General features: G+C 71.7%; 21 protein-coding genes. 10 read left to right on the top strand and 11 right to left on the bottom strand.

The features are described from left to right. Positions 1 to 30: 30 nt before the first annotated feature. The 6 genes from HNV26_RS11955 to HNV26_RS11930 all read left to right on the top strand — a co-directional run bounded on the left by HNV26_RS11955 (position 31) and on the right by HNV26_RS11930 (position 10,444). Positions 31 to 1,554, top strand: a complete 1,524-nt coding sequence (locus HNV26_RS11955) for a hypothetical protein (RefSeq protein WP_171452797.1) — start codon at positions 31 to 33, stop codon at positions 1,552 to 1,554. Between the two features lie 204 nt (positions 1,555 to 1,758). Continuing rightward, entirely contained in the window at positions 1,759 to 2,271 is a 513-nt protein-coding gene (locus HNV26_RS11950; protein WP_090485431.1) for a hypothetical protein, read from the top strand. 5 nt (positions 2,272 to 2,276) lie between these two features. Further along, positions 2,277 to 2,957 (top strand): hypothetical protein, encoded by a 681-nt coding sequence (locus HNV26_RS11945; protein WP_171444402.1) that lies wholly within the window; start codon positions 2,277 to 2,279, stop codon positions 2,955 to 2,957. 95 nt (positions 2,958 to 3,052) lie between these two features. Next, positions 3,053 to 4,876: a sigma 54-interacting transcriptional regulator gene (locus tag HNV26_RS11940; RefSeq protein ID WP_253816491.1), complete on the top strand. Its 1,824-nt coding sequence runs from the start codon at positions 3,053 to 3,055 to the stop codon at positions 4,874 to 4,876. Further along, complete coding sequence (locus HNV26_RS11935) at positions 4,873 to 8,826, top strand: nSTAND1 domain-containing NTPase (RefSeq protein ID WP_171444403.1); 3,954 nt, start codon at positions 4,873 to 4,875, stop codon at positions 8,824 to 8,826. Before HNV26_RS11940 ends, HNV26_RS11935 begins: the two co-directional genes overlap by 4 nt. 190 nt (positions 8,827 to 9,016) lie before the next feature. Next, complete coding sequence (locus tag HNV26_RS11930) at positions 9,017 to 10,444, top strand: ADYC domain-containing protein (RefSeq protein WP_366816852.1); 1,428 nt, start codon at positions 9,017 to 9,019, stop codon at positions 10,442 to 10,444. A gap of 1 nt (position 10,445) precedes the next feature. Here HNV26_RS11930 and HNV26_RS11925 read toward each other — a convergent pair whose 3' ends face one another. The 11 genes from HNV26_RS11925 to HNV26_RS11875 are packed head-to-tail and all read right to left on the bottom strand — an operon-like array spanning position 10,446 to position 20,843. Then, the gene (locus HNV26_RS11925) at positions 10,446 to 11,345 is read right to left on the bottom strand and encodes a MerR family transcriptional regulator (protein ID WP_171444405.1); all 900 of its coding nucleotides are present in this window, start codon (positions 11,343 to 11,345) and stop codon (positions 10,446 to 10,448) included. A 15-nt stretch (positions 11,346 to 11,360) separates the two neighbouring features. After that, entirely contained in the window at positions 11,361 to 12,227 is an 867-nt protein-coding gene (locus HNV26_RS11920) for a MerR family transcriptional regulator (RefSeq protein WP_171444406.1), read from the bottom strand. Beyond that, positions 12,224 to 12,901 (bottom strand): lysophospholipid acyltransferase family protein, encoded by a 678-nt coding sequence (locus HNV26_RS11915; RefSeq protein WP_171444407.1) that lies wholly within the window; start codon positions 12,899 to 12,901, stop codon positions 12,224 to 12,226. Before HNV26_RS11915 ends, HNV26_RS11920 begins: the two co-directional genes overlap by 4 nt. Continuing rightward, a complete protein-coding gene (locus tag HNV26_RS11910) occupies positions 12,898 to 13,248 on the bottom strand; it encodes a lycopene cyclase domain-containing protein (protein WP_171444408.1) in 351 nt (116 codons plus the stop codon). The genes HNV26_RS11915 and HNV26_RS11910 overlap by 4 nt, the downstream gene beginning before the upstream one ends. Beyond that, entirely contained in the window at positions 13,245 to 13,631 is a 387-nt protein-coding gene (locus HNV26_RS11905; protein WP_171444409.1) for a lycopene cyclase domain-containing protein, read from the bottom strand. The genes HNV26_RS11910 and HNV26_RS11905 overlap by 4 nt, the downstream gene beginning before the upstream one ends. Beyond that, entirely contained in the window at positions 13,628 to 14,752 is a 1,125-nt protein-coding gene (locus HNV26_RS11900; protein ID WP_171444410.1) for a glycosyltransferase, read from the bottom strand. The genes HNV26_RS11905 and HNV26_RS11900 overlap by 4 nt, the downstream gene beginning before the upstream one ends. Next, complete coding sequence (locus HNV26_RS11895; protein WP_171444411.1) at positions 14,749 to 15,675, bottom strand: carotenoid 1,2-hydratase; 927 nt, start codon at positions 15,673 to 15,675, stop codon at positions 14,749 to 14,751. The genes HNV26_RS11900 and HNV26_RS11895 overlap by 4 nt, the downstream gene beginning before the upstream one ends. Further along, a complete protein-coding gene (locus HNV26_RS11890) occupies positions 15,672 to 17,129 on the bottom strand; it encodes a phytoene desaturase family protein (protein WP_171444412.1) in 1,458 nt (485 codons plus the stop codon). Before HNV26_RS11890 ends, HNV26_RS11895 begins: the two co-directional genes overlap by 4 nt. A 60-nt stretch (positions 17,130 to 17,189) precedes the next feature. Next, positions 17,190 to 18,200, bottom strand: coding sequence for a phytoene/squalene synthase family protein (locus tag HNV26_RS11885; protein ID WP_171444413.1), 1,011 nt, complete (start codon positions 18,198 to 18,200; stop codon positions 17,190 to 17,192). Continuing rightward, positions 18,197 to 19,750, bottom strand: a complete 1,554-nt coding sequence (locus HNV26_RS11880) for a phytoene desaturase family protein (RefSeq protein ID WP_171444414.1) — start codon at positions 19,748 to 19,750, stop codon at positions 18,197 to 18,199. Before HNV26_RS11880 ends, HNV26_RS11885 begins: the two co-directional genes overlap by 4 nt. 7 nt (positions 19,751 to 19,757) lie before the next feature. Continuing rightward, positions 19,758 to 20,843: a polyprenyl synthetase family protein gene (locus HNV26_RS11875; RefSeq protein ID WP_171444415.1), complete on the bottom strand. Its 1,086-nt coding sequence runs from the start codon at positions 20,841 to 20,843 to the stop codon at positions 19,758 to 19,760. Positions 20,844 to 20,957: 114 nt separating this feature from the next. Here HNV26_RS11875 and HNV26_RS11870 point away from each other — a divergent pair, with 114 nt between their 5' ends. The 4 genes from HNV26_RS11870 to HNV26_RS11855 all read left to right on the top strand — a co-directional run bounded on the left by HNV26_RS11870 (position 20,958) and on the right by HNV26_RS11855 (position 24,252). After that, the gene (locus HNV26_RS11870) at positions 20,958 to 21,521 is read left to right on the top strand and encodes a peroxiredoxin family protein (protein ID WP_171444416.1); all 564 of its coding nucleotides are present in this window, start codon (positions 20,958 to 20,960) and stop codon (positions 21,519 to 21,521) included. Then, positions 21,518 to 22,423 carry a TIGR01777 family oxidoreductase gene (locus tag HNV26_RS11865; protein ID WP_171444417.1) on the top strand — a complete coding sequence of 302 codons (906 nt, stop codon included), beginning with the start codon at positions 21,518 to 21,520 and terminating at the stop codon, positions 22,421 to 22,423. The genes HNV26_RS11870 and HNV26_RS11865 overlap by 4 nt, the downstream gene beginning before the upstream one ends. Positions 22,424 to 22,432: 9 nt before the next feature. Then, complete coding sequence (locus tag HNV26_RS11860; RefSeq protein ID WP_171444418.1) at positions 22,433 to 23,518, top strand: alpha/beta hydrolase-fold protein; 1,086 nt, start codon at positions 22,433 to 22,435, stop codon at positions 23,516 to 23,518. Between the two features lie 140 nt (positions 23,519 to 23,658). Then, a complete protein-coding gene (locus HNV26_RS11855) occupies positions 23,659 to 24,252 on the top strand; it encodes a hypothetical protein (protein WP_253816490.1) in 594 nt (197 codons plus the stop codon). Positions 24,253 to 24,283: the final 31 nt, after the last annotated feature.

Here is a 24,283-nt window from a genome sequence, read left to right as displayed (position 1 = left end):
TGCCTGAAGCAAGACTCTGAGGAGGGTTCGATGCGGCTTCACGGTGCGCTGATGGGACTGGGCCTGATGTGCGCTGGCTGCGCGACGCTGAGCCGGGGTTTCGGCGCTACGGCCAACGAGGACACGGGCGAGTACGAAACGCCGGAAGAAGAGCTGGTGTACATCGTCCCCGCCGAGGACGCGATGATGGTGGCGCGCCGCATCCTGGAAGAGCAGCGCTACGACGTCCTGGAGAAGGAAGGCGGGCTGGAGATGTTCTCCTCGGCCCATGAGCCCGGAAAGAACACGCCGGGCCTGCGCACCATCGAGCGCTACTACATCAAGGGCGAGCGGCTGGGGCCGCGGCAGACCGTCGTGCGCGTCTTCCGGCTCAGCTACAACGAGATGGATACCCAACTAGAGATTCCGCCACAGGCGGCGGGCAAGCGGGAGGCGGCCATGTTCGCCGCGCTGGATGCCCATCCCTTTGACGCCACGCGGGACGCCTTCACCTACGCGAACGGTCCCAGTGGCCCTCGGGCGGTGCCCATGGAGGACCCGTTCAAGAACGCGCCGGGCATGGAGCGCATGCGAATGGTGCGCGGCGTGCGCGACCTGGACATCGAGCGGACCTTGTTGCAGCGGCTGGAGATGGTGCCCGCACTGGAGCTGGTGGGCAGCAACGCGCCCGTACCCATCCGCTCCGTGACGCCAGAAGGAGGACAGACGGAGCAGGCGCAGCAGGCGCCGGAGTGTGGCACCCCGGTGGACGGCGCCGGCCCGCTGATGGCGCCAGGGCACGTGCTGCTGCTGGCGGACCCGCTGGGCACGCGGGAGTTGCCCGCGGCCGCGCTGCGGATGCTCTGCGAAGCCACGGCCCAGGGCCTGCCGGTGACGCTGGCGCTGTCGCTGCCCGCCTCCGAGCAGCCGCTGCTGGAGAGCTACCTGGCGAGCGCAGGCCAGCCCCAGGACCTCCAGACCCTGATGAGCGAGAGCCCCTTCTGGCGGCGCACCTATCAGGACGGCCGCAGCAGCAGCGCCATGCTCTGGCTCATCGAACAGGCACGCCGGCTGCGCGCGTCGGGCAAGGACATCTCCCTGGTGGCCTTCGACGCCGAGAAGGCCCAGGGCAACGAGCGTGAGGCGGAGATGGCCCGGCACCTGCTGGCCCACCAGCAGACACGCGCCCAGGCCTGGACGCTGGTGCTCGCGGGTGGCACGCACGTGCGGACGGCGGGCGTGAACTGGGACAGCGACTATGCGCCGCTGGGAGCGCGGCTGGCCCAGGTCCTCCCGTCGGTGCGCGCGCTCGACGTGGGCTTCACGCGAGGCACGCAGTTCTCCTGCCGCTTCAACGTCTGGGACTCGGTGGAGTGCAACGTGTTCGCCATCAGTCCCACGAAGGAGGTCCGGCAGAAGCCCGACGTCGCCTCCGGGGTGCGGCTCTTCCCGCAGCCGCTCGCGGAGGGCTTTCATGGCCGCCTCTACGTGGGGGCGCTGAGCGCGTCACCTCCGGCGCTCCATCGGCTGGCCCCCACCCCCGCCGCCCCGACACTGCCCGCCACCTCGCCGTAGCAACGGCAAGTCCTGCCGGGGTTGGCAAGCCTTGCCGCACCGGAATGGCGCGGGCGCGGCAACATCTGCTTCACCTGCCATGGACTCCCAGGCACGGACGCCGTGCAATGGCTGGCATCCGGGTTGCTCTTCCCCTGCTCGCCACGCTCCGCCGGCCCGCATGACGCGGTGCCGCGACGAGGGCGTGCAGCCAGGAAGAGCTCCATGAAGAAGTCGCTTTCGTTCGTGTCGAAGTCCGTTGCCGCGCTCGCGATGCTCAGCACCCTGCCCGCCTTCGCGGGGACCGCGACCTACTCGGGCGCGCTCTGTACGTCGGTCTCGGGCTTCCACAACCCGACCGTCTTCCGCAGTGGCCGCCTCCTCAATTCCAACGCGAACACGCTCGAGGTCGTCTGCCCGATTCAGCGCAACATCGCCGCGCCCTCCTTCTCTGAATCGCTGTCCGTCAGCGTCACCGCGCTGGACCCGCACCTGACGGAGAACGTCTGCTGCACCGCGACGGTGGCCGAGAAGGACGGCTCCTCCCTGGCTTCGTCCTCCGCGTGCTCCAGCTGGGGTGCGGACACGGCCAACCACAACTCCTTCTCCATCAACCTCCCGTCGGTGTTCGCGGGCGTCAACGGCTACGTGAGCCTGCGTTGCGTGCTGCCAGGGCAGTACACCAGCGGCTCCAGCACGTACGCGTCCGTCCTCGCCAGCTTCGTCGTCACGGAGTAGCCACCATGCGACAGGTTCGTTGGGGAATCCTGGGTCTGGCCACGGCCGCCGTTGCCGCCGCCAGCGGGTGGAGCATGTGGGGGGCCACGCCCGAAGCCCCACCGGCGCGCACGGAAGCCGCCGAGGCCCGGCCCGGGTCCCCAGCGGACCTGACGTCGGAGGTGCGGGCCTTGCGCGCGGAGTTGGAGGCGCTGCGCCGGGGACACGGGCACCTGCTGCAACGCGTGGAGTCCGTGGGGCGCTCCGCGCCGCTGCCCGTGCCCGAGGAGGCGGCAGCGCCCGCAACCCGGGCGGCAGCGCCCACCGCGCAAACCCTGGCCACGCTGGAGGTTGCTCGCGAGGAGCGGCGACAGGAGTTGGAAGCCGAGCTGCAGGCCGCCGCCCATACCGAGCCGCGTGACAGGGAATGGGCGGGACAGACGGAGACGCTCGTCACCCGTGCGTTCAGCGGTCCGGACTTCGCGGGCTCACGCCTGACGCGCGTGGACTGCCGCACCCGCATGTGTGTGCTGGAGGTGGAGCATGATGCGGCCGAGGCACGCGCGGAATTGCTGTCATCCCTGATGCGGGTGAACGGCCTGCAGGGACAGGCGGTGATGCGGCGCGCGGACGACGGAAGCCGGCTGGCCTCGCGCATCTACCTGTCGCGTGCGGGAGAGTCTCTTCCCATGACGCTGCGGCCATGAGCCACCCAGCCGTGTGGAATCCGAGCCGGCGCATGTCCGGGCGGGCCCCCCGTTGCCCGGTCCAGTGTGGGCGTGCCAGCATTCACAGGCCCGACATGGCCCATTCACAGCCCAGTGCCCGCGACACGCGCCCTCTTGGGAGCGCGCCGGAATCATCAGACTCCGGCGCCTCGTATCTCCTGGTCTTGGAGGGAGATTCGACGTCACGGTTCTCCCTTCCCGTCGAAGGCGTGGTGCTGGTGGGCCGCGACGAACAGGCGGACCTGTGCCTGCGCGACGACAGCGTGTCACGCCGCCATGCGCGTCTGGTGTTGACGGAGGAAGGCGCGCGTCTGGTGGACCTGGGCAGCCACAACGGCACCACCCTCAACGGCCGCCCCGTGGACACCGCGCAGCCCCTGCTGTCCGGTGACGTGGTGTCCTTTGGCGCGGTGGTCGCGGTGGTGCGCACGCGTGCACGCGCCGCTCCCGCGCACGCCCCGCTCCAGGCGGAACGGCTGATGGCGCGGCTGCGAGAGGAAGCGGAACGCGCCTTGCGGTATGGCCGGCCGCTCACCGCGCTGGTGCTCGCGCTGCCGGAGCAGGGCTGCGTGGGACACGAAGCCGCGGAGGCCTTGCTGGCGGCGGAGGCGGGCCCCGCGGAAGCCGCGGGCTGGCTGGACGGCTCTCACCTGCTGTGGATGATGCCGGAGGTCTCCGGAGAGCCGGGCGAGGATGGCCTGGGTGAGCGCGTCGGCGCGCTGCTGGCCGCGTGTCCCCAGGGGCGCCTGGGCATCGCGACCTGCCCATCGGATGGCTGCGACGCGGAGTCCCTGGTGGCGGCGGCGCGCGCAGCGGCCCGGACCGCGGTGTCCGGTGCGTGGGCGCCCGCGGCGGAAGGCATCACCCGCCTGACCCTGGCGGACCGCACCGTGCTGGTCGCGGACCCCGCCATGGCGCAGCTCTACGCGCTGCTGCGCAGGCTGGCGGCCAGCGAGCTGCCCGTGCTGGTGTGCGGTGAAACGGGCGTGGGCAAGGAGAACGCCGCCTTCGCCGTGCACCACTGGTCTCCGCGCTCGGACAAGCCCTTCATCGCCATCAACTGCGCGGCCCTGCCGGAGGGGCTGGTGGAGAGCGAGCTCTTCGGCCATGAGCGCGGCGCCTTCACGGGGGCCAACACCGCCCGCGTGGGCCTGTTGGAGAGCGCGCAGGGCGGCACCGTCTTCCTGGATGAGGTGGGCGAGCTGCCTCCCTCCGCGCAGGCCAAGTTGCTCCGCGCGTTGGAGGTCCGCCGCATCACCCGCGTGGGCGACGTGCGGGAGCGCCCCATCGACTTGCGCGTGGTGGCCGCCACGCACCGGGACCTGGAAGCGGAGGTGGCCGCGGGGCGGTTCCGGGAGGACTTGTACTTCCGGCTCGGCGCGGCGACGGTGCTGCTGCCACCGCTGCGAGAGCGCCCGCGCGAGGTGCCGCTCCTGGCGCGCGACTTCCTGGCCCGGGCGTGCCAGTCGCTGGGCCGTGAGGAGATGGAGCTGTCCGCCGGCACGCTGTATGCCCTGTCCCGCCATGCGTGGCCCGGCAACGTGCGCGAGCTGCGCAACCTGATGGACTACGCGGCGGCCGCCGTGCCGGAGAACGTGGTGGAGCCGCACCACCTTCCCTCGCGCATGCAGCCTCGTGGCGCCAGCGCGCCCGCGCAGGACCTGGGGCCGCCTCCCGCGGTGGCCGAACGGGTGTCGCCCCAGAAGACGCGGGTTCCCCTGGCCCAGGAGATTCGAGACCTGGAGCGCCGCCGCATGCAGGAGGCGCTCGAAGAGGCAGAGGGCGTCCAGACTCGCGCGGCGGCGATGATTGGTATGCCCATCCGGACCTTCTCGTTCAAGCTGAAGCAGCTCGGACTGCAACCTCGCACCTCTCGCAAGGGGTCGCCCATCGGATGAAATCCTCCTCCGGGCGATTGGATCCCCCCGCGGAGTTCGAGGAGTACCGGCTGCTGCGCCCCCTGGGGCACGGCGCCATGGGACAGGTGTTCCTGGCGCAGGACACGCTGTTGGACCGGCAGGTGGCGGTGAAGTTCATCGCCACGGCGCAGGGACGGCGGCCGGACGCGGCGGCGCGCGCGCGCTTCTTCCAGGAGGCGCGCGCCATCGCCCGGCTCCAGCACCCCAACGTGGTGGCCATCCACCGCGTCGGCGAGGTGCGCGGTCAGCCCTACCTGGTGTCCGAGTTCATCCGAGGCGAGCCGCTGGACCGGTTGCAGCGGCCGGTGGATGCACAGCGGGCGCTCGCGTTGGGCCTTGGGCTCGCCAGAGGGCTGGCCGCGGCGCACCGGCGCGGCATCCTCCACCGGGACATCAAGCCCGCCAATGCCATCCTGTCCGAGGACGGCGAGGTGAAGCTGCTCGACTTCGGACTCGCGGAGTCCGCGTTCGCGGAGGAGGCGCTTCCTGCCTCGACGGCGGGCGCGGACGTTCCGACTTCGCCGGGGCCGAGCCCCAAAGACACCCGGCCGATGCCTGGGCCACGGCCCGTGGATACCCAGCCCCTCCCCGTGCCGGATGTCACGGATGCTGTGTCCTCGCCGGGCCCTCGCCCCACGGACACCCGGCCGCTCTCCGTCACGCAGGGGCGCGATACCGGCCCGCGTCTCGGCACCGAAGCAAGCGACGCCCCGTCGCCGCACGCCGATGAGGCCCGCCAGGATTTCGTTCCAGGCACGCCGCTCTATCTCGCGCCCGAGCTGTGGCGCGGTGAGCCCGCCAGCCGGGCCAGCGACGTCTATGCGCTGGGCGTCCTCCTCTACGAACTGTGCGCGGGCCACGCGCCCCATGAGGGCGTACCGTTGGAGCAGCTCGGGGCCGCGATACAGGAGCGCCCCCCGTCGCCGCTCGCCGAGCGCGCACCCGGAGCGTCGCCAGCCTTCGCCGCCATCGTGGACCGATGCGTCGACGCGGACCCGGCCCGGCGCTACGAGTCGGGTGACGCACTTCGGGAAGCACTCGAAGCGCTGAGCACGCCCACGCGCGCCAGTGCCATCCCCGCAGGCAATCCCTACCTGGGCCTGAGGGCCTTCGATGCCGCGCACCGGAGCGTCTTCTTCGGCCGCGAACCCGAGCTGCGAGAGGTCCTGGACCGGCTGCGCGGCGACACCTTCGTCCTGCTGGCGGGCGACTCCGGCGTGGGCAAATCCTCGCTGTGCCGGGCAGGCATTCTCCCTGCTGTCAGCCAGAGCGGCCTGGAGGATGGCGGGCCCGCATGGGCAGTCATCTCCGGGACACCCGGGCGCCGTCCGCTGGAGACCTGGGTGGAGCTGCTGGCCCCCGTGGTCGGAGAGAGCGCGGATGCCTTGCGCGCACGCCTCGCCACCGAGGAGCCCGGCGTCCTGGCGCGAGCCCTGCGCCGCCGGCCCACGAACGCGCCCCCCCTGCTCCTCTTCATCGACCAGCTCGAGGAGCTCGTCACCTTCTCGGAGCCCACGCAGGCGGCCCGGCTCGCCGAGGAACTGGCCCTGGTGCTGCGCCGCTCGCCCCGCTTCCGCCTCCTCGCCACCGCTCGCAGCGACTGCCTCACACGGCTGGTGGCCCTCCCGGGTCTGGGTGATGAACTGCCGCGCGCGCTCCACCTGCTGCGCGCCCTCTCCGAACACGGGCTGCGAGAAGCCGTGGCGGGCCCCCTCCGCGTGCTGGGCATGCGCTTCGAAAGCCCCGCCATGGTGGACGCCCTGGTCGCCTCCGCGGCCCGGGCGGAGGGAGGACTGCCGCTGCTCCAGTTCGCGCTGGAGGCACTCTGGGAGGCACGCGATTCCCAGCGCCAGCTCATCCCCGCCGCCGCACTGGAGGCCCTGGGCGGCGTGGAAGGCGCGCTGGCCCGTCACGCGGACGCCGTGGTCGCCCGTCTCCGGCCCGAGCAACGGCCTCGCGCCCGGGCGATGCTCCTGGAGTTGGTGACGCCCGAGGGCACGCGCCTGCGCCGCACCCAGGAGGAGCTGCTGCGGGGCCCCGACGACGACGCCGGACGCGCGGTGCTGGACGGACTGGTGCGCGGCCGGTTGCTCACCGCGGGCGAGGCGGAGGACGGAGACGGCGTGTACACGCTGGCCCACGAGAGCCTCGTCACCGGCTGGGACACCCTGCGCGGGTGGTTGGGGCAGGACGAGCAACGCCGCGCCGTGCGCATGCGCCTGGAGCGCGCCGCCGCGGAGTGGGAGCGGCTGGGCCAGCCGCCCGAGCTGCTCTACGGCGAGCGGCAGCTCACCGAGAGCCGCGCCGCGGGCCTCTCCCATGTCGAGAAACCCCGGGAGCGAGACTTCCTCTCCCGCTCACGAAGGGCCGTGCGTCGACGCCGGGCGACGCGCTGGCTGGCCGTGGCCCTGGTGCCCCTGGTGCTGGGAGGCGTGGTGGGCGTCACTCGCGTGCAGGCCCGGGCGCAACTGGATGCCCGCATCAACCGCCACCTGGACGAGGCCCAGGCGCAGCAGGTCGCGTTGGACATGCACCGCGCCGAGCTGGACCAACTGAGCGCCGAAGCCTTCACCCTGTTCGACACGCCGGGCCCTCAGAACCGCGAAGCGGCCGAAGCCGTGTGGAGCCGCGCCCAACAGACCCGGCAGGCGGTGGAGGAGACCGCGCTGCGCGCCATGTCGGAGCTGGAGGCCGCCTGGGGTCTGGCGCCCGGAAACCCTCGGGTGAGCCCGCTCATGGCCAACTTGTTGGTAACGCGCGTGGAGTTCGCCGAACAGGAACGCCAACCCGAGCAGCGCGCGCAGTGGCTCGCGCGGCTCGGGGCCCATGACCCCATGGGCGAGCTGCGCCGGGGGCTGACGGCACCGGCACGGCTGACGCTCACCAGCGAGCCCGCGGGCGCTCGCGTGCGGCTGCTGGAGCCCACGCCGGAGGGAGAGCCCGTCCCGGGACGCGACCTGGGACAGACGCCCCTGCACGAGGAGGCACTGCCCGCGGGGTCCCACCTCCTGGTGCTGGAAGCGCCGGGCCGGTTTCCGGTGCGCGTCCCCGTGCTCCTCGCATCCGGCGAGCGGCTGGCGCTGGACGTGCCCCTGCCAGCCGCGGAGTCGGTACCCGAGGGCTTCGTGCACATCCCCGCCGGACGCTTCCTCCAGGGCGCGTCGGAGAGCGAATACCTGCGGCGTGCCTTCTTCTTCGCGCCGCCACTGCATCGGGTGGACACGGACGCGTACCTCATCGCGCGGCACGAGGTGACGTTCGCGCAGTACATCGCCTTCCTGGAGACGCTGCCCCCGGAGGAGCGCGCCGCGCGGATGCCGGGCTCGCGCCGCCGCCTCACCGTGGTGGACCTGGCCCACGAGCCGGATGGCCGCTGGCGGCTCACCCTGCGCCCCGCGTCCGCCAGCTACAGCGTGAGGGACGGTGAACGACTGCGCTACGGCAAGCGGGACCGCCGGCAGGAGCAGGACTGGCTGCGCTTCCCCGTGTCCGCCGTCTCCTTCGACGATGCCCTGGCCTACGTGGCGTGGCTGGACCGCACCGGCCAGGTACCGGGCGCGCGCATGTGCACGGAGCGGGAGTGGGAACGGGCCGCGCGAGGCGCGGACGGCCGCCGCTACCCCGCGGGCGACTGGCTGGCGCCGGACGACGCCAACCATGACGCCACCTATGGCCGGGAGCCCTGGGGCTTCGGCCCCGACGAAGTGGGCAGCCACCCGCGCTCGCGGAGCCCCTTCGGCGTGGACGACCTGGTGGGCAACGTGTGGGAGTGGACGCGCTCCGACGTGGACCCGGAGAAGCCGTCCGCCCAGGGCGGCAGCTGGTACCAGAGCGACCTGACGGCCCACACCGCCAACCGGGACCGCGTGGAGCGGACGCAGCGAGAGGCCCTCATCGGCTTTCGCGTCTGCGCCACGCCGCGCCCCTGAACGGGCGTCCCCTGCCGGCAATCCCTGCCAGCCCCCTGGCAATCCTTGCCGTCCATTCCTGCTCGCAACGCACGCCAGGACACGGCTGCCTGCAAGTCCTGCCAAGGACACCAGCCACCGGGCGGCACGCGCTGAGTGGCATGGCGGATGCTCTGTCACCGCGTACTCCACGATGACCGAGGTGTCTCACGTGACGCTCCGCCTCCGCATGCTCCCGCCCTGTCTCGCCCTCTACCTGCTCGCCGCCTGCGCGCCCCCCGTGGACGAAACGGACACGGCGCTGACCCAGCAAGCCTTCGCGGGTGACGAGGACGACCCCGACTCCCACTCCCAAGGCACCCAGCTTCACGCAACGCCCGTGCGCACCGTGATGTACGACGAAGCGCTCGTGCAGCACGACGGTGCGCTCCGGGTCGCCACCCTGAAACTGATGCGCGGGGAAATCGTGGCCAACATGCCCCTCTCCGTGGATGGCACCACGCCGAGCCTGATGTTTTGCGGCGGGGGGGCGCCCGCGAACGAGACGCGCGGCTGTGGCTTCATCGTGGACGGGCAAGGCGTCTGTTCGCCAGGAAAGGCCGTCGCGCTCATGGGAGGCGACAGCGGCTCCCTTCGAAACCGGTGTACGGGGGCCCCCGTGGTCCGCGTCTGCGCGGGCGAAGCCCCGTGCGAGCACCAGGGGCCGGGCTATCTCGCCTCCGCCAACAGCAACTTCTCCCTCAACAACTGCCCCGCCGTCACGTTCACCTGTCCCTCCAGCGGCGTGTACACCGCGCTCGCGGGGCCGGGCACGCCCAACACCACCTGGGTGATGCAGCTGACGAGCCGGTCGAGCACCTACCCCACGACACGCAAGGTCCTCCGAGGCGAGGAGCTGATTGGCGCGCGGCTCCGTCAGCCGTCCACAGGCCCCGCCCTGGTGGTCGAGGACGTCATCAACGGGAACGCGCTCCCCAACACCGAAGGCTCCGGCATGTGGGAGCCGAGCGGGCACACCTTCCTCTACCAAGTGCGCTACACGACGGCGTCCGTGCCCCTGTGCCCGACTGGGGCGAACTGGGCCGTGCCCGTGCAGGGACTCTTCGACCTGCAGGGCACCCGGTACGAGAGCCCCCGGGGCTTCACGCTGGGCTGCGACGCGGGCGTCATCGCCAAGTGCTACCGCTGGGGCTACCAGCCGTGGCTGGACGGCGCGACGTCCGGGCCCATCACCGAGGCGCACTGGTCCTGCACCCGCATGGCGCGCGCCGACTACTGTGGCCAGGGAACATCCTTCACCCTGGACGGCACCCGCATCCGTCCCTGGGACGCCCTGACGCCGGCCATCATCTCCGCGCCCTCGCCGGACTCCAGCTCGAATGACCTGACCTTCGAGGCGGGTTGGAACACCGCGGGCCCCGCGTGCCTCAGCCACCTGCGCTGGAAGCACCTGACCGCGCCCTGCGTGCCGCTCAATCCCCCCATCTATGATGCGAACGGCAACATCGTGAACGACTGCAGGGACCCGAACACGCCCTACGCCCCGGGCAAGTGCGCGGAGATTTGCGACGACGCAGAGCAGGCGGCCCGGTACTACGGCAGCCGCGTCTTCAACCACTCCGCCATCAACACGCCCTGACTCACGTCCCCGCGAGGCGGTCCCAGTCCTCCTCGCCCTGGAAGACGTGCACCGCCAACCGCTCGCACACGGCCTGGTGCGAGCGCGCGGCGGCGCCGCCCACCCAGACGGGCAGCCCCCTGGGCAGCGCCTGCCTCAGACGCGTCAGGGTGTCCTCGAAGGACCCTGCGCTCCGGCTGGCCACCGCGGACAGCCCCACGAAGTCGGGCCGCAGCGCCAACACCGCGCGGCCCAGGTCCTCCGCGGGGACGCGCTGCCCCAGCAGCGTCACCCGCACGCCCAGGTGCCGCAACCGCAGCGCCGCGCCCAGCAGGCCCATCTCGTGCTCCTCTTCCGGAAAGCACGCCAGGACGCCATGCCGGTGCCGCCCCAGGGGCGCCGCGTGCAGCAGGCTCACCAGCCGCGCCCGCACCATCTGCGACACCAGGTGCTCCTGCGCCACCGTCAGCGTGCCCGCCTCCCAGCGCTCGCCCACGTCGCAGAGCAGGGGCGCCAGCACCTCATCGAAGGCCTTGAGCGGGGGCAGCGTGGCCAGCACCTCGTCGAGCACGTCTGACACGCGCGGCTGGTCATACGCCTGGGCGGCGGCGAGCACGGACTCCCGCCACGTCTCCGCATGAAGCCGCGCGTCCGGGCTGGCACCCCGCCCCGCGGCCTCCGCCTCCAGCCCCTCCATCAACTGAGGCAGCAGCTTCGCCGCCTCGCTGATGGCCACGCCTTCGTCGGTCAACCGCTTGAGCTGCTTGAGCACCGCCACGTCCCGGTCCGTATAGGCGCGGTAGCCCGCGGGGGTGCGGCGCGGCGTGAGCACGCCGTAGCGGCGCTCCCAGGCCCGGATGAGCTCCACCCGGACTCCTGCCAACTCCGCGGCGATGTTGATTCGATAGGTGCGCTCAGCCATGTCGCTACGGCAAGACTACGGGCGATTCTGAGCGTTGCGCACCTGGTTCCAGATGGCCACCAGTTCTTCCGACGACTCCGCGTACTGCGCGCCGAGCGAGAAGATGGCCTTCAGGTGCTCGCGAGCCCCCAGCCCGCCGACGACCACGGGAAAGGGCGCGCAGGCCCGGAGCGCGTCTTCCAGGACGGAGGCGAACTCCTCCGGCGCACGGGCGCGCACGAAGGACAGCGCCACCACGTCCGGCCGCACCTGCCCGCAAGCCCCCTGCAGCGCCGCCGCCGGGGTGTCCGCGCCCAGCATCGTCACCCGCCACCCCTTGCGCTTGAGGTGGATGCCCAGCATCAGCACGCCGCCTTCATGGTGGTCTCCCGCCGGACAGGCGAGCAGGGCACGGGGACCGGCAGGCGCGGGGGCCAGGGCGTCATACACCTGCCGCAGGCGCTGGCGGATGAGGGCGGAGGCCAGGTGCTCCCGCGCGACGTCCAGCCGCACGCCCATCTCCCGCAGCAGGGGCAGCAGGAAGCCGTCACAGTAGTCCTCCGCGTCCATGACGGTCTGCGCATCATCCAGCACGCGCGTCACCTCGTCCCCTTCCAGGGCCCCCACGGAGGACCAGAAGCGCTCGCTCAGGCGCTCGGCTTCAGGCTGCTCACGCGGCGGCTCCGTCTTCACCTGGGCGATGGCCTCGCTCACCGACAGGCCTTCCTCCTGGATGAGCCGGGCCACACGGCGGACGGCCTCCACCTCCTCGCGCGAATAGACGCGGTAGTTGTTGCTTTCGCTGCGCAGCGGACGCGGGAAGCCGTAGCGCCGCTCCCAGGCGCGCAGCGTCGCCTCGCGGATGCCCGTCATGCGCGCGATGGTGCGGATGCGCAACGTCATGACGCCAGCCCCCGGGCCGCGTCCCAGCGCTCCGCCACGCCTCGCGCACCGGACACCCTGCGCGTGAAGCCCTCCATGGACGTCACCGCCGCCAGTCGCCGCACCACCGTCTCCAATCCCTCCTGGAAGACGGACATGTCACCGGGTGGATGCGGGGTGCCCACCTCCAGCAACACGTCTGGACGCTCGTGTTCGAAGAAGCCGTAGCGCACCGCGATGGGCAGACACTCCACCTTCGACACCCGCGCCAGCAGCTCCACGCCCCGCTCCAGTCGCAGCGGGAGCACGCCGAAGGGGCGGTGTTCCCCCTCCGGGAAGACGAACACCACCGCGCGGGGCTTGCGCAGCAACTCCTTCGCGTAGCGCAGCGACGCCACCGGCGACGTCGCGTCCTTGCGCCGGACGCTGAAGGCGCCAATGCGCGTGAGGAAGCGGTAGCGGCGCAGGTTCTCCTCATCCATGAGGCAGTAGCCGTCCCAACCCGCCGTCTGGCAGAGCTGGTTGAGCACGAAGCCGTCCCACCAGTTGGAGTGGTTCAGGTACACCAGCCGGCCCGGCCCTCCTGGTGGAAGCGCCCCACGCACCCACAATCCCCGGAACGCCGAGCGGAACTTCCATCCGATGTACCGGTCCCACGCCCAGCCCAGCGGGCCGCCTTTCGCCGCGTGAATCACGACGCCCGGGCCTCCCCCAGCAACGACACCAACCCGGTGAACAGCGCCAGGCCCAGCGACACCAACACGCTGGTAATCAGGAAGAAGACCACCTCTTCCAGCGGCACCACGCCCAGGTACACGCCCAGGTGCTTGCCTTCACCGAAGTTCCAGATGCCGGTGGAGATGGCCAGGTGGTCCGCGATGGACAGGTACAGCCCCATGATGAAGGCCGGCGGCAGCACCGCCTTGAGCACCGCGCCGGAGCGCTCCTTGTAGTGGCGCACCAGCACCACCCACTGGAAGGCGATGACCGGCAGCGTCCAGCCCAACAGGTGGATGAGGTATGCCCACTTCGTATCCATCATGGCGCCACCTCCCGAGCCGTCAGCGCGCCGTCGCGGCGCTCACCCGTCTCCGCCGCGCGCCGCGTCGACTGGGCATCCGGCGCCAGCGCACGCGCCAGCCGGGCCTGGGCCCACAGCCCCACCAGCAGCGTCTGCAGGCCGAAGAAGAGGTACTCCTCCAGAGGCAGGTACCCCAGCTTGATGCCCCAGATGCGCTCGGGGTCGAAGCCCCACAGGCCCCACTTCACCGCCAGGTTGTCCCAGGGCGACGTCGCCGCGTACACGACGATGAGCAGGAGCCCCATGGGCGCCAGGCTCCTGGCCGTGAAGGTGCGGCGGTAGCGCCACGCCAGGAAGAGAATGGGCACCACCACGAACAGCCCGAGGAATCGCGCGTATGTCATCCGGGTCCTCCACTCAGCTCCGGAGCCACCCGTATCATTCGGCCTCCGGGTCGTAACGCATAGGTCTGCCCCCGCCACGTCACCGTTCCCTGCCGCCACAGCGAGCGCAGGAAAGCAGCCAGCAAGAGCGCTTCGCCCAACAGCCAGTCCGTCACCGCGCAGGCCCGCCCTACGTCCGCCACCGGCGCGTGGAGCCCGGCCAACCGCAACGCCAGCAAGGTCCGCACGGCCACCAATCCCACCACCGCGCCCGCCAACACGGGGGACCCCAGCGCCGCGGCCAGCGCCGTCAGCGGCAGCGTCGGCGTGAAGAGCAGCGGCACCGTGGGATACAGCGCGGGCCGGTGACTGGCCAGCACCTGCATCCAGCGCGTGAAGCGCGACAGGGGCGCCGCCCAGGAGACCTCGGCGTCCAGGGGGACCACCGCCGGGGCGCGGCTCAGCACCACGTCCCGCCCCTGGGCGTGAAGACGCTTGGCCAACTCCAGGTCCTCGCCGATGTGGTCCGCGAGCCGCCGCAGCGACTCCACGGCCACGGGAGACAAGCCCAGCGCCTTGCCACACACGGCCTTGGCGCCCGCGCTCATCGCATCCAGGGCCCGGAAGCTGTGGTGGGTGTAACGCAGAAGGCCCGCCATGGCCCGGCTCGCGCCGTCCCGAGGCCCTACTGGCAGCGGCGCCGCGGTGCTCAGCGCGGCGCCCACGGCCACCGGCGCGGCCAGGCCTTCCACCAGCGCGCCCGTCACCGCCACGTCCGCGTCCACCGACAGCACCACCCGGTCGCCCACGGGCAACACGTCCAGCGCATAGAGCAGGTGCCCCACCTTCCGGTTGGGCGTCAGCGGATCGCTGGGAAGCCACCGCACGCCCGGGGCGAGCCGGGGACGGTAGGGCGACACCACCACCTGCTCCAACGGCCCGGCGTAGTCGATGGACTGCGCCAGATTCTCCAGCTCTCGAGGCGTGGGCGCGTCCACCGGGCGCAGCAGCAACACGGGCGGCAGCGCGCCGGACTGGGGAGCGGCGCCAGCCCGCGCGCGCGACAGACGCACGCACGCCACCGCGCTGAAGCCCGTGGCCACGGCGCACCACGCCAGGGACGCGAGGACGAGCGCGCTCATGCCGCCCGCCCCATGCGCGTGCGGAAGTGCGCCATCCAGCGGATGAAGGGCGAGTGGAAGCGGCGGAAGTCCGCCACCTCGCCCAGGGAGTCCAGGGGCCCCTGGCGCGCCTCCAGCCGCGCGTAGAAGGGCGACGACTCCAGCAGCTTCGGCTGTCCCACCACCACGCTGCCCGCGTGCAGGCGTGACGGCACGCGCAGCCCCCAGCCGGTGATGTGGGTGGGCCGCGCCTCCACCAACGCGGGGCCCCGCTCGCAGCGCACCCCGCGCGCGCCCGCCACCACTCGCAGCGGCGCGACACCTTCAGGCAGGTGGTAGTCCACCACCGTCTCGTCCTCGCGGTGCGTGCGAGCCCAGTGCCACCCCGACAACCGCGCGCCCAGCAGCTCTCCGCCGTGGTTGGTGTCGTGGTAACCCAGGCCGCTCGCCTCGATGCCCAGCGAGGCCACCTCCAGCCGCGCCCGCGAACGAGGCGCCAGCGCCTGCCAGTAGTGCGGCAGCCCCGGCATGAGCTGCACCACCTCGCCCACGGGCGTCATCGGCTCCAGCGACAGGCTCGCGCGTACGGGCCGGCCCCACGGCGCCGTCCCGTCGTCCACGGCCATCCGCACCGTGCCGTCTCCCTCATACGACAGCATGGAGCGGCCGATGCGCAGCCGGCCCGGGGCCTCCAACTCCGCGCGCGCGTACTCGCTGAGGACCCACAGCCGCCGCACCCCCGCGTGGTACAGCGCGAAGTTCACCGCGCTGTGCTCCAGCGGCCGTCCGCCCCGCCGCGCCGCCACCGAGTACCGAGGCGAGAACAACGAGCCCAGCATGAAGATGCACACCGCGCTGTAGGGCCCCGCGGTGACGTCAGCATAGAACCAGCGGTAGGTGCCCGGCGCGTCCGGCAGGGCGGGGAGTTTCACCAAGCGCATCATGCATCCCTCCGGAGGTGCTGCGAAGCCAGCTCCGCGGCGAAGCGGCCGGACAACATCACCAGCGGCACGCCGCCGCCCGGATGTGTGCCGCCTCCCGCGAAGAACAGGCCCGGCGTGTTGCCGCGAATGCGCGGGCGGCGGAAAGGGCCGAACTTCCCGTGCGGCAGGAAGCCGTAGATGGAGCCGCCCGGAGCTCCCTGCGCGGCCAGGTCCACCGGCGAGCGCTGGCCGATGACACGCACGCGCCCCTTGAGCGCCGGGTAGTGCCGGCACAGGCGCTCCAGCATCTGCGCCTTCACGCGCTCGGCGCCTGCTTCCCAGTCGCGGGTGGCCTGCTCCGCGCCGCGCGCGTCCACGGGCAGCGCGGGCGCGTTCACCATGACGAACAACCCGGTGCGGCCCGGAGGCACCATGCTCTCATCGGTGGCGGAGGGGTTGCAGAAGTACACCGTCGGGTCGGACGCGAGCTGCCCGCCGAACAGCTCGGCGAACTCACGCCGGTAGTCACCGCCGAAGAGCACCGTGTGGTGCGGTAGAGCCATGCGGCCCTCCACCTCCAACAGCAACACGAAGCCAGACAGCGCCAGCGGCTCCTTCACGCGAGCGAGCCGCGCCAGCGGGTCCGCGTTCACCACCACGCTGTCGAAGCGCTCCGTGCCCTCCTGTGGGCCCACCTGGAAGCCCTCGCGCGTGCGCTCGAAGCGCGCCCGCGTGTCCAGGTGGATGCGCACGCCCAGCCGGCGCACGGCCTGCCCCAGCGCCTCTACCAGCGCGCCGATGCCGCCTCGGACGTGGTGCACGCCATAGGCATGCTCGATGTGCGGAATCAGCGCGAAGGCCGCGCTGGCCTCGTAGGGTGACGCGCCCGTGTACGTGGCGAAGCGGCCCACGTACTGCCGCAGGTGGTCCGTCTTGAAGTGCCGGGCCGCCAGTTCGTGCAGCGTGCCCATCTTCATCCCCGCCATGACGGCCCCCACGCCGCGCTTCGCCACCCGCGTCATGAAGCCCGCCATGCCCTCGAAGGGGGCCTCCAGGTATGGCTCACCCGCGGCCCGCCAGATGGCCGCGGCCTCCGTGTAGAAGCCGCGGATGCCGTCGCGCTCACCCGGGCGGACACCCGCCGCGCTCTCCGCCATCCGCTCCACGTCCTTGTAGGCCGTGAAGTCACACCCGTCCTCGAAGCGGTAGGCGCACTGCGGCTCCAGCTCCGTGAAGCGCGGCAGCAGGTCCTCGGCGCCCAGTTGCTGGAAGGTGCCACGCACCAGGTGCGGCAGCGTCAGCAAGGTGGGCCCCGTGTCCAGGGTGATGCCATTCACGGTGACGGCCTGGGCCTTGCCGCCCAGCGAGGCGCCCCGCTCGAACAGCGTCACCTCATGCCCGTCCTTCGCCAGCAGCCCGGCGGCCGTCAGTCCACCGATGCCGCCGCCCACCACCGCGACGCGGGTGCGCTTCATGCTCCACCTCCCTTGCGCCGCCGAAGCTCCATCTTCATTCCCTCGCCACGCATGACGCCCTCACCCTCCCGCCCCGGTGGGGAGCAGCGGCATGCGCACCTCGCCCTGGGGGGCGGGCAGCACCGCCGCGGGCCGCACCATGGCCGCGGAAGCCAGCGCGAGCTTGCGGCGCGTCGTCACGTGGGCGCGGGCGCTGAACACGTCGTAGTCGCGCGCTTCGATGTCGCGCAGGATGTCGCCGTAGATGGCGCCCATCAGCCGCACCATCCGCTGACTGCCAAAGCCCGTCAGGTAGCGCACCCCGGCCGCCGCCCGCGCGTAGTACGCCCGCGAGCGCTCCACCTGGAAGCGCATGAAGGACCGCCAGCGCGCGTCCACCTGTCCGCGCCGCAAGTCGTCCTCCGACAACCCGAAGGCGGCCAACTCCTCGGCGGGCAGGTACACCCGGCCGCGCTCCAGGTCCTCGCGCACGTCGCGGAGGATGTTGGTGAGCTGCATGGCCCGGCCCAGGTCGGCCGCGGGCTCCACCGCCGCCGCGTCCGAGCACCCCAGCACCGGCGTCAGCATCAGCCCCACCACGCCCGCCACGCGGTAGCAGTAGAGGTCCAGCTCCGCCCAGGTGGCGTAGCGGTGCTTCGTCAGGTCCATCTCCATGCCGGAGATGAGGTCCTGGAAGGGCTGCTCCGGAATCCGGAAGTGGCGCACCGTGTGCTCGAGCGCGGCGAACTCCCGCGCGTCCCACGGCGTCGCGGCCGCGCTGCCCTTCACCCGGTCCGCCGGCGGCCCCAGCTCGCGCGAGGCCAGCTCCGGCATGGGCAGGTACAGCTCCGCCACGCGCTGCCGCGCCCGCGCCAGCCGCACCGGCAACGCATCGGCCGCGCTCGCCGCGTCGTCCCCGTCCACCATGTCGTCCAGGCGCCGGCAGAAGGCGTAGAGCGCGAACGCCGCCTTCCGGCGCAGGCCGAAGAGCAGGTACGAGGCGAAGAAGAAGCTCTTGGCGTGATGGCGCGTCACCTGCTTCGCCAGCACATAGCCGCGCTCCACCAGCGCCTTGTCGACAGGCGGGCTCACGCGGCCACCCCTTCCAGCGGCGTGGCGGCGGACGCCCGAGGCGACAGCGGAACGCCCTGCGCGTGGGCCCACGTCATCAGCCGCTCCGTCACCAGCCGCGCGGAGATGAGCACCGTGGGCAGCCCCGTCCCCGGCTGCGTGGACGCACCGACGAAGAAGAGGTTCTTCACCCGCGCGTCCTGGTTGGACGGACGGAAGGGGCCAATCTGCGTGAAGTTCTGGGACAGGCCGAAGGCGCTGCCACGCGCCAGGTTGAAGGTGCCGGCCCAGTCATCCGGGGTGAAGACGCGCTCCACCTCGACGTCCGACTCCAGCGACGGGAAGCCCAGCTCCGCCATGCGCGCGAAGAACTTCGCGCGCACCCGGGGCCCCTCCACCTTCCAGTCCAGGTCCGGGTGCTGGTGCGGCACGGGCACCAGCACATAGAGCGCGTCCTTGCCCTCGGGCGCCAGGGACGCGTCGGTGCGCGTGGGCGCGTTGACGTAGAAGCTGGGGTCCTCCGGCACGCGGAAGCGCTCGAAGATGTCGTCGAAGGAGCCCTTGTAGTCCCGGCCGAACACCACGTTGTGGTGCAGGAGCTCCGGGTAGCGCCGCCTCATGCCCAGGTAGAGCATGTAGCCGCTGGACGTGTAGCGCAGCTTCTCCCTGCGCTTGAGCGTCGTCGCCTTCGGGTCCAGCAGCTTCTCGTACGCATAGGGCAGGTCCGCGTTGCACAGCACCGCGTCCGCCTCCACCACCTCGCCGCCCTCCAACCGCACGCCTCGAGTCCGGCCCCCATCGGTGAGGATGCGCTCCACGGGCGCGCCGTAGTGGAGGCGCACGCCCTCCTCGCGCGCCAGCCGCTCCAGGGCCAGGGGGATGGCATACAGGCCGCCCTTGGGGAACCAGATGCCCACCCCCAGCTCGGTGAAGGGCAGCAGGCCGTACACCGCGGGCGACGCGTAGGGTGACACGCCCAGGTACATCGTCTGGAAGGTCATCGCCGCGCGCAGCCGGTCGTCCTGGAAGAAGCGGCTGACGTCCCCGTACATGCGGCGGTGGGCGCGGACCTGGAAGATGCGCGCGAGCACGCGCGGCGAGAGGTAGTCGCGCAGGCCCGCGTAGTTGCGCCCCACCAGGTGGTCCAGGCTCGTTCGGTACTGGACGCGCCCCTGGGCCAGGAAGGCGAGGTAGCGCGCGTAGCTGCCGGGCTCCACGCGCTCCAGCTCGCGGCCCATGGCGCACAGCTCTGACGTGAAGGTGACATCCGAACCGTCCCGGAAGTGGACCCGATAGTTCGGGTCGCACTTGAGCAGCGTCAGGTAGTCCTCGATGCGGCGGCCCACCGCGCGGAAGGTCTCCTCGAACACCTCCGGCATCAGCACGATGGTGGGGCCCAGGTCCCACGTGAAGCCATCCACCTGCAATCGGTTGCAGCGCCCGCCCGGTCCCTGCGTCTTCTCGAAGACCTGGACGTCGAAGCCCTGGTGCGCCAGCCGGGCGGCGGCGGCCAGCCCGCCCACGCCCGCGCCCACCACCACGATGCGCCTGCCCTGTGTCGATGCACTCATGGCGTCCTCAAGCGGCGCGGTGGGCCAGCCGGGCGATGAGCGCGTCGAGCAGCTCTCTCACACCGTTGGGGTTGGGCAGCGACTGCAACGAGCGGCGGGCGGCCCGGGAGGCACGCACCACCATGCGCTCACACGCGGCCCGGCCTCCGCAGGACTCCACCAGCGCGCGGGCCCGCGCCAGCGCGGCGGCGTCCTTCTGCTCCACCGGCAGCGCCCACAGCGCCTCCAACTCCGTGCGCTCGGCCTCGGTGGCGCGCGCGAAGGCGGCCAGCACTGGAAAGGTTCGCTTGCCTTGGAGGAAGTCGCCGTCAGCGGCCTTGCCAGCGACGTTGGAATCACCAAAAAGGCCCAGCAAATCGTCCCGAAGCTGGTAGGCAAGACCGACGTGACGGCCCACGCGCTCCAACCCCTCCACCAAGCCGCTGCTGGCACCGCCGAGCATGGCCCCGCACACCAGCGGGGCGCAGAAGCCGTAGCGCGCCGTCTTCAGATGCGCCACGCGCAGCGTCTGGAAGAGCGTCACCTCCGCCAGCGGCGCGCGGCCCAGGTCCAGGTCCAGGTACTGCCCGGCCGCCGTGTGACGGCACACGCCCAGGTAGTACTGCACCACGCCCGCGACGCACGCCAGCCCCGAGCCCAGCATGGCCTCCAGGGCGCGCGCGAAGAGGTGGTCTCCCACCACCACGGCCAGGTCCTCGCCCGCGCGTCCAGGCGCCAGCATCCGGTGCAGAGACGCGGCGCCCCGCCGCAGCTCCGCCTGATCCGCCACGTCGTCGTGGATGAGGAGGAAGGTGTGCAGCAGCTCCAGCCCCGCGGCGAAGCGCCACAACCCGGAGGGCACCACCGCGCTCCCACGCGCCAGACAGTGTCCGGCCATCACCAGCGCGGGGCGGAGCCGCTTGGCGGGCCGCAAGGTATAGGCCCGGGCCTGCGTCAGCGCCTGTGTCCAACGAACGTCCAGGCCGGCCTCGTCGGGAAGTTCGAACAACTCCGCCAGCGAGGTCTCCACCTCCGCCTGGACCAGTTGCAGCCAGGCCTGCTCCAGAGGAAGCGGACCCGTCGGCGACTGCGCATCGGGAAGCGTGAGTGCCATGCTTCTTTCCTCCGAAGAACCCGTTCCTTTGATTCCTAGAGGTAGCGTTTGCGTCCAGAGCTTGTCAAGGGTATGTCTAGGGTTTGCGATAACCTTGTACACAGAGGTCCCCTCATGAAGGCGTGGATCGCAGGTGCGCTCTCCATCTCCCTGGCAGCGGGAAGCGCCCTGGGCGCGGCGCCGGCCCCGGAGCCGGTGGATGCGACGTTACGCACCTCCGCGGGAAAGGAGGTCCGGCTCTCCAAGTGGCGCGGAAAACCGGTCATCCTGTTCTACGAGGACAAGGACTCGACCAAGCTCAACTCGACCCTGAAGAAGGAGCTGTTCGCCCGGGGGCAGGAGCGCGGAATCCTGGACGCGGCCTGGGTGCTGGCGGTCGCAAACCTTCAGAATTTCGACTTTTTTCCGGCCCGCCAGATTGCCCTCTCCTTCGTCCGGGACGAGGAGAAGAAGGTGGGCGTGCCTATCCTGGTGGATATGGATGGAGCACTGGGAAAGGCGCCGTGGAAGCTGCCGCTGAAAACGTCCAACATCGTGCTGCTGGACGCCGAAGGAACCCTGGTCTACCGGCACTCCGGCCGGATGAAGCCGGATGAGCTGACGACCTTCTTCGCCGTCCTGAGCCGCCTGGTGGGCGTGGACCTGAACTCGCCGGCGCCCTCGGAGCCCTCCCCATGAAGGTGGCCGTCACCGGCGCGAGCGGCTTCCTGGGTCCAGGGCTTGTCCAAGGTTTGTTGGAGCGTGGACATCAGGTCCACGTCCTGGCCCGGAACGTTGAACACGCCCTGGCCCGCCTGCCCGCCGGGGTGACGGGAGCGCCCTTCGACGCCAGCTCGCCGCTGCCGCCCGAGGCCCTGGCGGACGCGGAGGCCGTCGTGCACCTCGCGGGCGAGCCGGTGGCCCAACGCTGGACGCGGGAAGGCAAGCACCGCATCCACGACAGCCGGGTGCTGGGCACGCGCGCGCTGGTGGCGGCGATGCGGGGCGCGGGCACGGTGCGGCGCTTCATATCGGCGTCCGCCATCGGCTACTACGGCGGCACGCGCGGCGCGGAGCCGCTGACGGAGGAGAGCCCTCCGGGTGACGACTTCCTGGCCCGCGTGTGCGTGGATTGGGAGGCGGAGGCGATGCAGGCGCGCGAATCCAGCATCCCCACGGCGGTGGTGCGCATGGGCGTGGTGCTGCACCCGGAGGGGGGCGCCCTCCACAAGATGCTGCCCCCCTTCCGCGTGGGCGCGGGCGGCCCGGTGGGCAGCGGCGAGCAGTTCGTGAGCTGGGTGCACCGCGATGACGCCAGGGATTTGCTCCTCTTCCTGCTGGCCCATCCCCAGGTGGAGGGCATGGTGAACGCCACCGCGCCCACGCCGGTGACGAACGCCTTCTTCGCGCACACGCTGGGCCACGTGCTGGGCCGGCCGTCCCTGGTGCGGATGCCCGCGTTCGTGCTCAAGGCGGCGCTGGGAGAGATGGCGAAGGTGGTGCTCGAGGGCCAGCGCGTGCTGCCCCAGCGCGCCCATGAGGCGGGCTTCGTGTTCCGGTACCCGGAGCTGGAGGGCGCGCTGCGCGACCTGCTGGCCTAGGGTGCGCGGATGGACGCGAAGACACTGGAGGCGCGGGCCCGCGCCGAGGGAACGCCCGTCATCGAATCGGACACCGCCACCTTCGTGTGGCGCGGCCGAGGCCCCATCTGCCTCCAGGGTGACTTCCAGGACTGGCGCGGCAAGCCGCTGCCCTTCAAGCGCGTGGCGCCCGGACTGTGGGCTCGCACGCTGACGCTGCCCGCGGATGCCTACGTCGAATACGCGCTGGAGGACCCGCGCGGCCAGCGCGTGGAGGACCCGCTCAACCGCCACCCTTCCGACAACGGCCTTGGCGGCATCAACCACTCGTTCCACATGCCCCAGGCCCGCTCGTCCCTGCCCGCCCGGCACCCGCGCGGCGCGCCTCGGGGCCGCGTCACCCGGCATGTGGTGGACACAGGCGACGTGGACCTGCCGGGCCAGCGCCGGGTGTACCTGTACGCGCCGCCCACGGACGCGCCGGTGCCCTTGGTGGTGGTGTACGACGGCGAGGACTATCTGCGCCGCGTCCGCCTTCCGGAGCTGGTGGACACCCTGGTGGCCGAAGGCCGCATGCGCCCGGTGGCCCTGGCGCTCGTGTGCAATGGCGGCGAGACACGCAGCATGGAGTACGCCTGCAGCGAGTACACGGTGGGGCTGCTGAAGTGGAAGGTGCTGCCGCTGGCGCGCCAGAAGCTGTCGCTGGTGGACGAGCGGCGCAGCCCCGGTGCCCACGCGGTGCTGGGGGCCTCGCTGGGCGGGTTGATGGCGCTCTACACCGGCCTGCGCATGCCGGACGTCTTCGGCCGGGTGCTGTCCCAGTCCGGGGCCTTCACGGTGGAGGGCCATGACTTCGTCGTCTTCGACCTGGCGCGCCCCCCACCCCGCCGCCCGCTGGACGTCTGGCTGGACTGCGGCCGTTTCGAGGGCTTGTTGGAGGGCAACCGCCGCATCGCTCCCGTGCTCTCAGAAGCTGGGCATCAGGTGGAACTCCGGGAGTACAGCGGTGGGCACAACTACCCTGCGTGGCGTGAGGACCTGGTCCACGGGCTGGAGCGCCACTTCCCTCCCCTGCCCGCCAAACGCCGGGAGTCATTGCGTTTTTCCGGGCGATGACGCGGGCGCGCCCGCCGTGCGGGGACACTCCGGCGGACGCACGTTAGAGGTGGGACGCAACTGGAGCCACACCGCGCCCGATAACCTACATGGGAATTCCCGGAGCTCTGTCCGCACCGGGCCCCATCCCTGGAGCCCCCATGTCTCGCATCGATGGTGGTAACCGTCCGTCCTCGCCCAAGGGCCCGGCGCATGAGCGCGCCAGCGCTCCGGAGCAGCGGCCGGCCTCCGGCACCGCCACCCAGGGGACGAAGGGTGTCCAGGCGCACCGCACGGTGCAGACGTTCCAGGGCCGCAGCGACTTCGAGCCCGACCGGCGCCCCGCCCAGCGCGGCGTGACGGCGCCGCCTCTGGACGCCACCGCCATCGCGGGCGCTGACGCGGAGCTGGAGCTGCTCTCGGAGTTTCCCGACCAGGCGGATGCCCAGGGCGGGCTCGCCTCCGCCATGCTGCACGCGCACGCGAACGAGCCCGCATCGCAGGCCCGCATCGTCGAGCGCCTGAAGCAGGACGGCCGCCTGGAGTCGCTCTTCGGCGAGGTGTTCCGCGAGGGCAATCCCTACGTCGAGCAGCCGCACCGCAACGCCGTCGTGCGCGCGCTGGGGACCGCCATGGCGCGGGGCACGGTGACGTCCGACGACCTGCGCGCCTTCGCTCGCGGCGCCTACGCGCAGGAGTGGCGGCAGATCGGCTCCGAGCTGACGACGCCCCGCCCGCTCACGGAGAAGCCTTAGCGCACGCGCCGGATGCACCCATGAAAGCTCT

The organism is Myxococcus xanthus (assembly GCF_013116825.1).
In the GTDB taxonomy this organism is placed as follows: Bacteria; Myxococcota; Myxococcia; order Myxococcales; family Myxococcaceae; genus Myxococcus; species Myxococcus xanthus_B.
The sequence above is the reverse complement of the archived record's forward strand: the minus strand, read 5'-3'. Positions and strand labels throughout refer to the sequence as shown.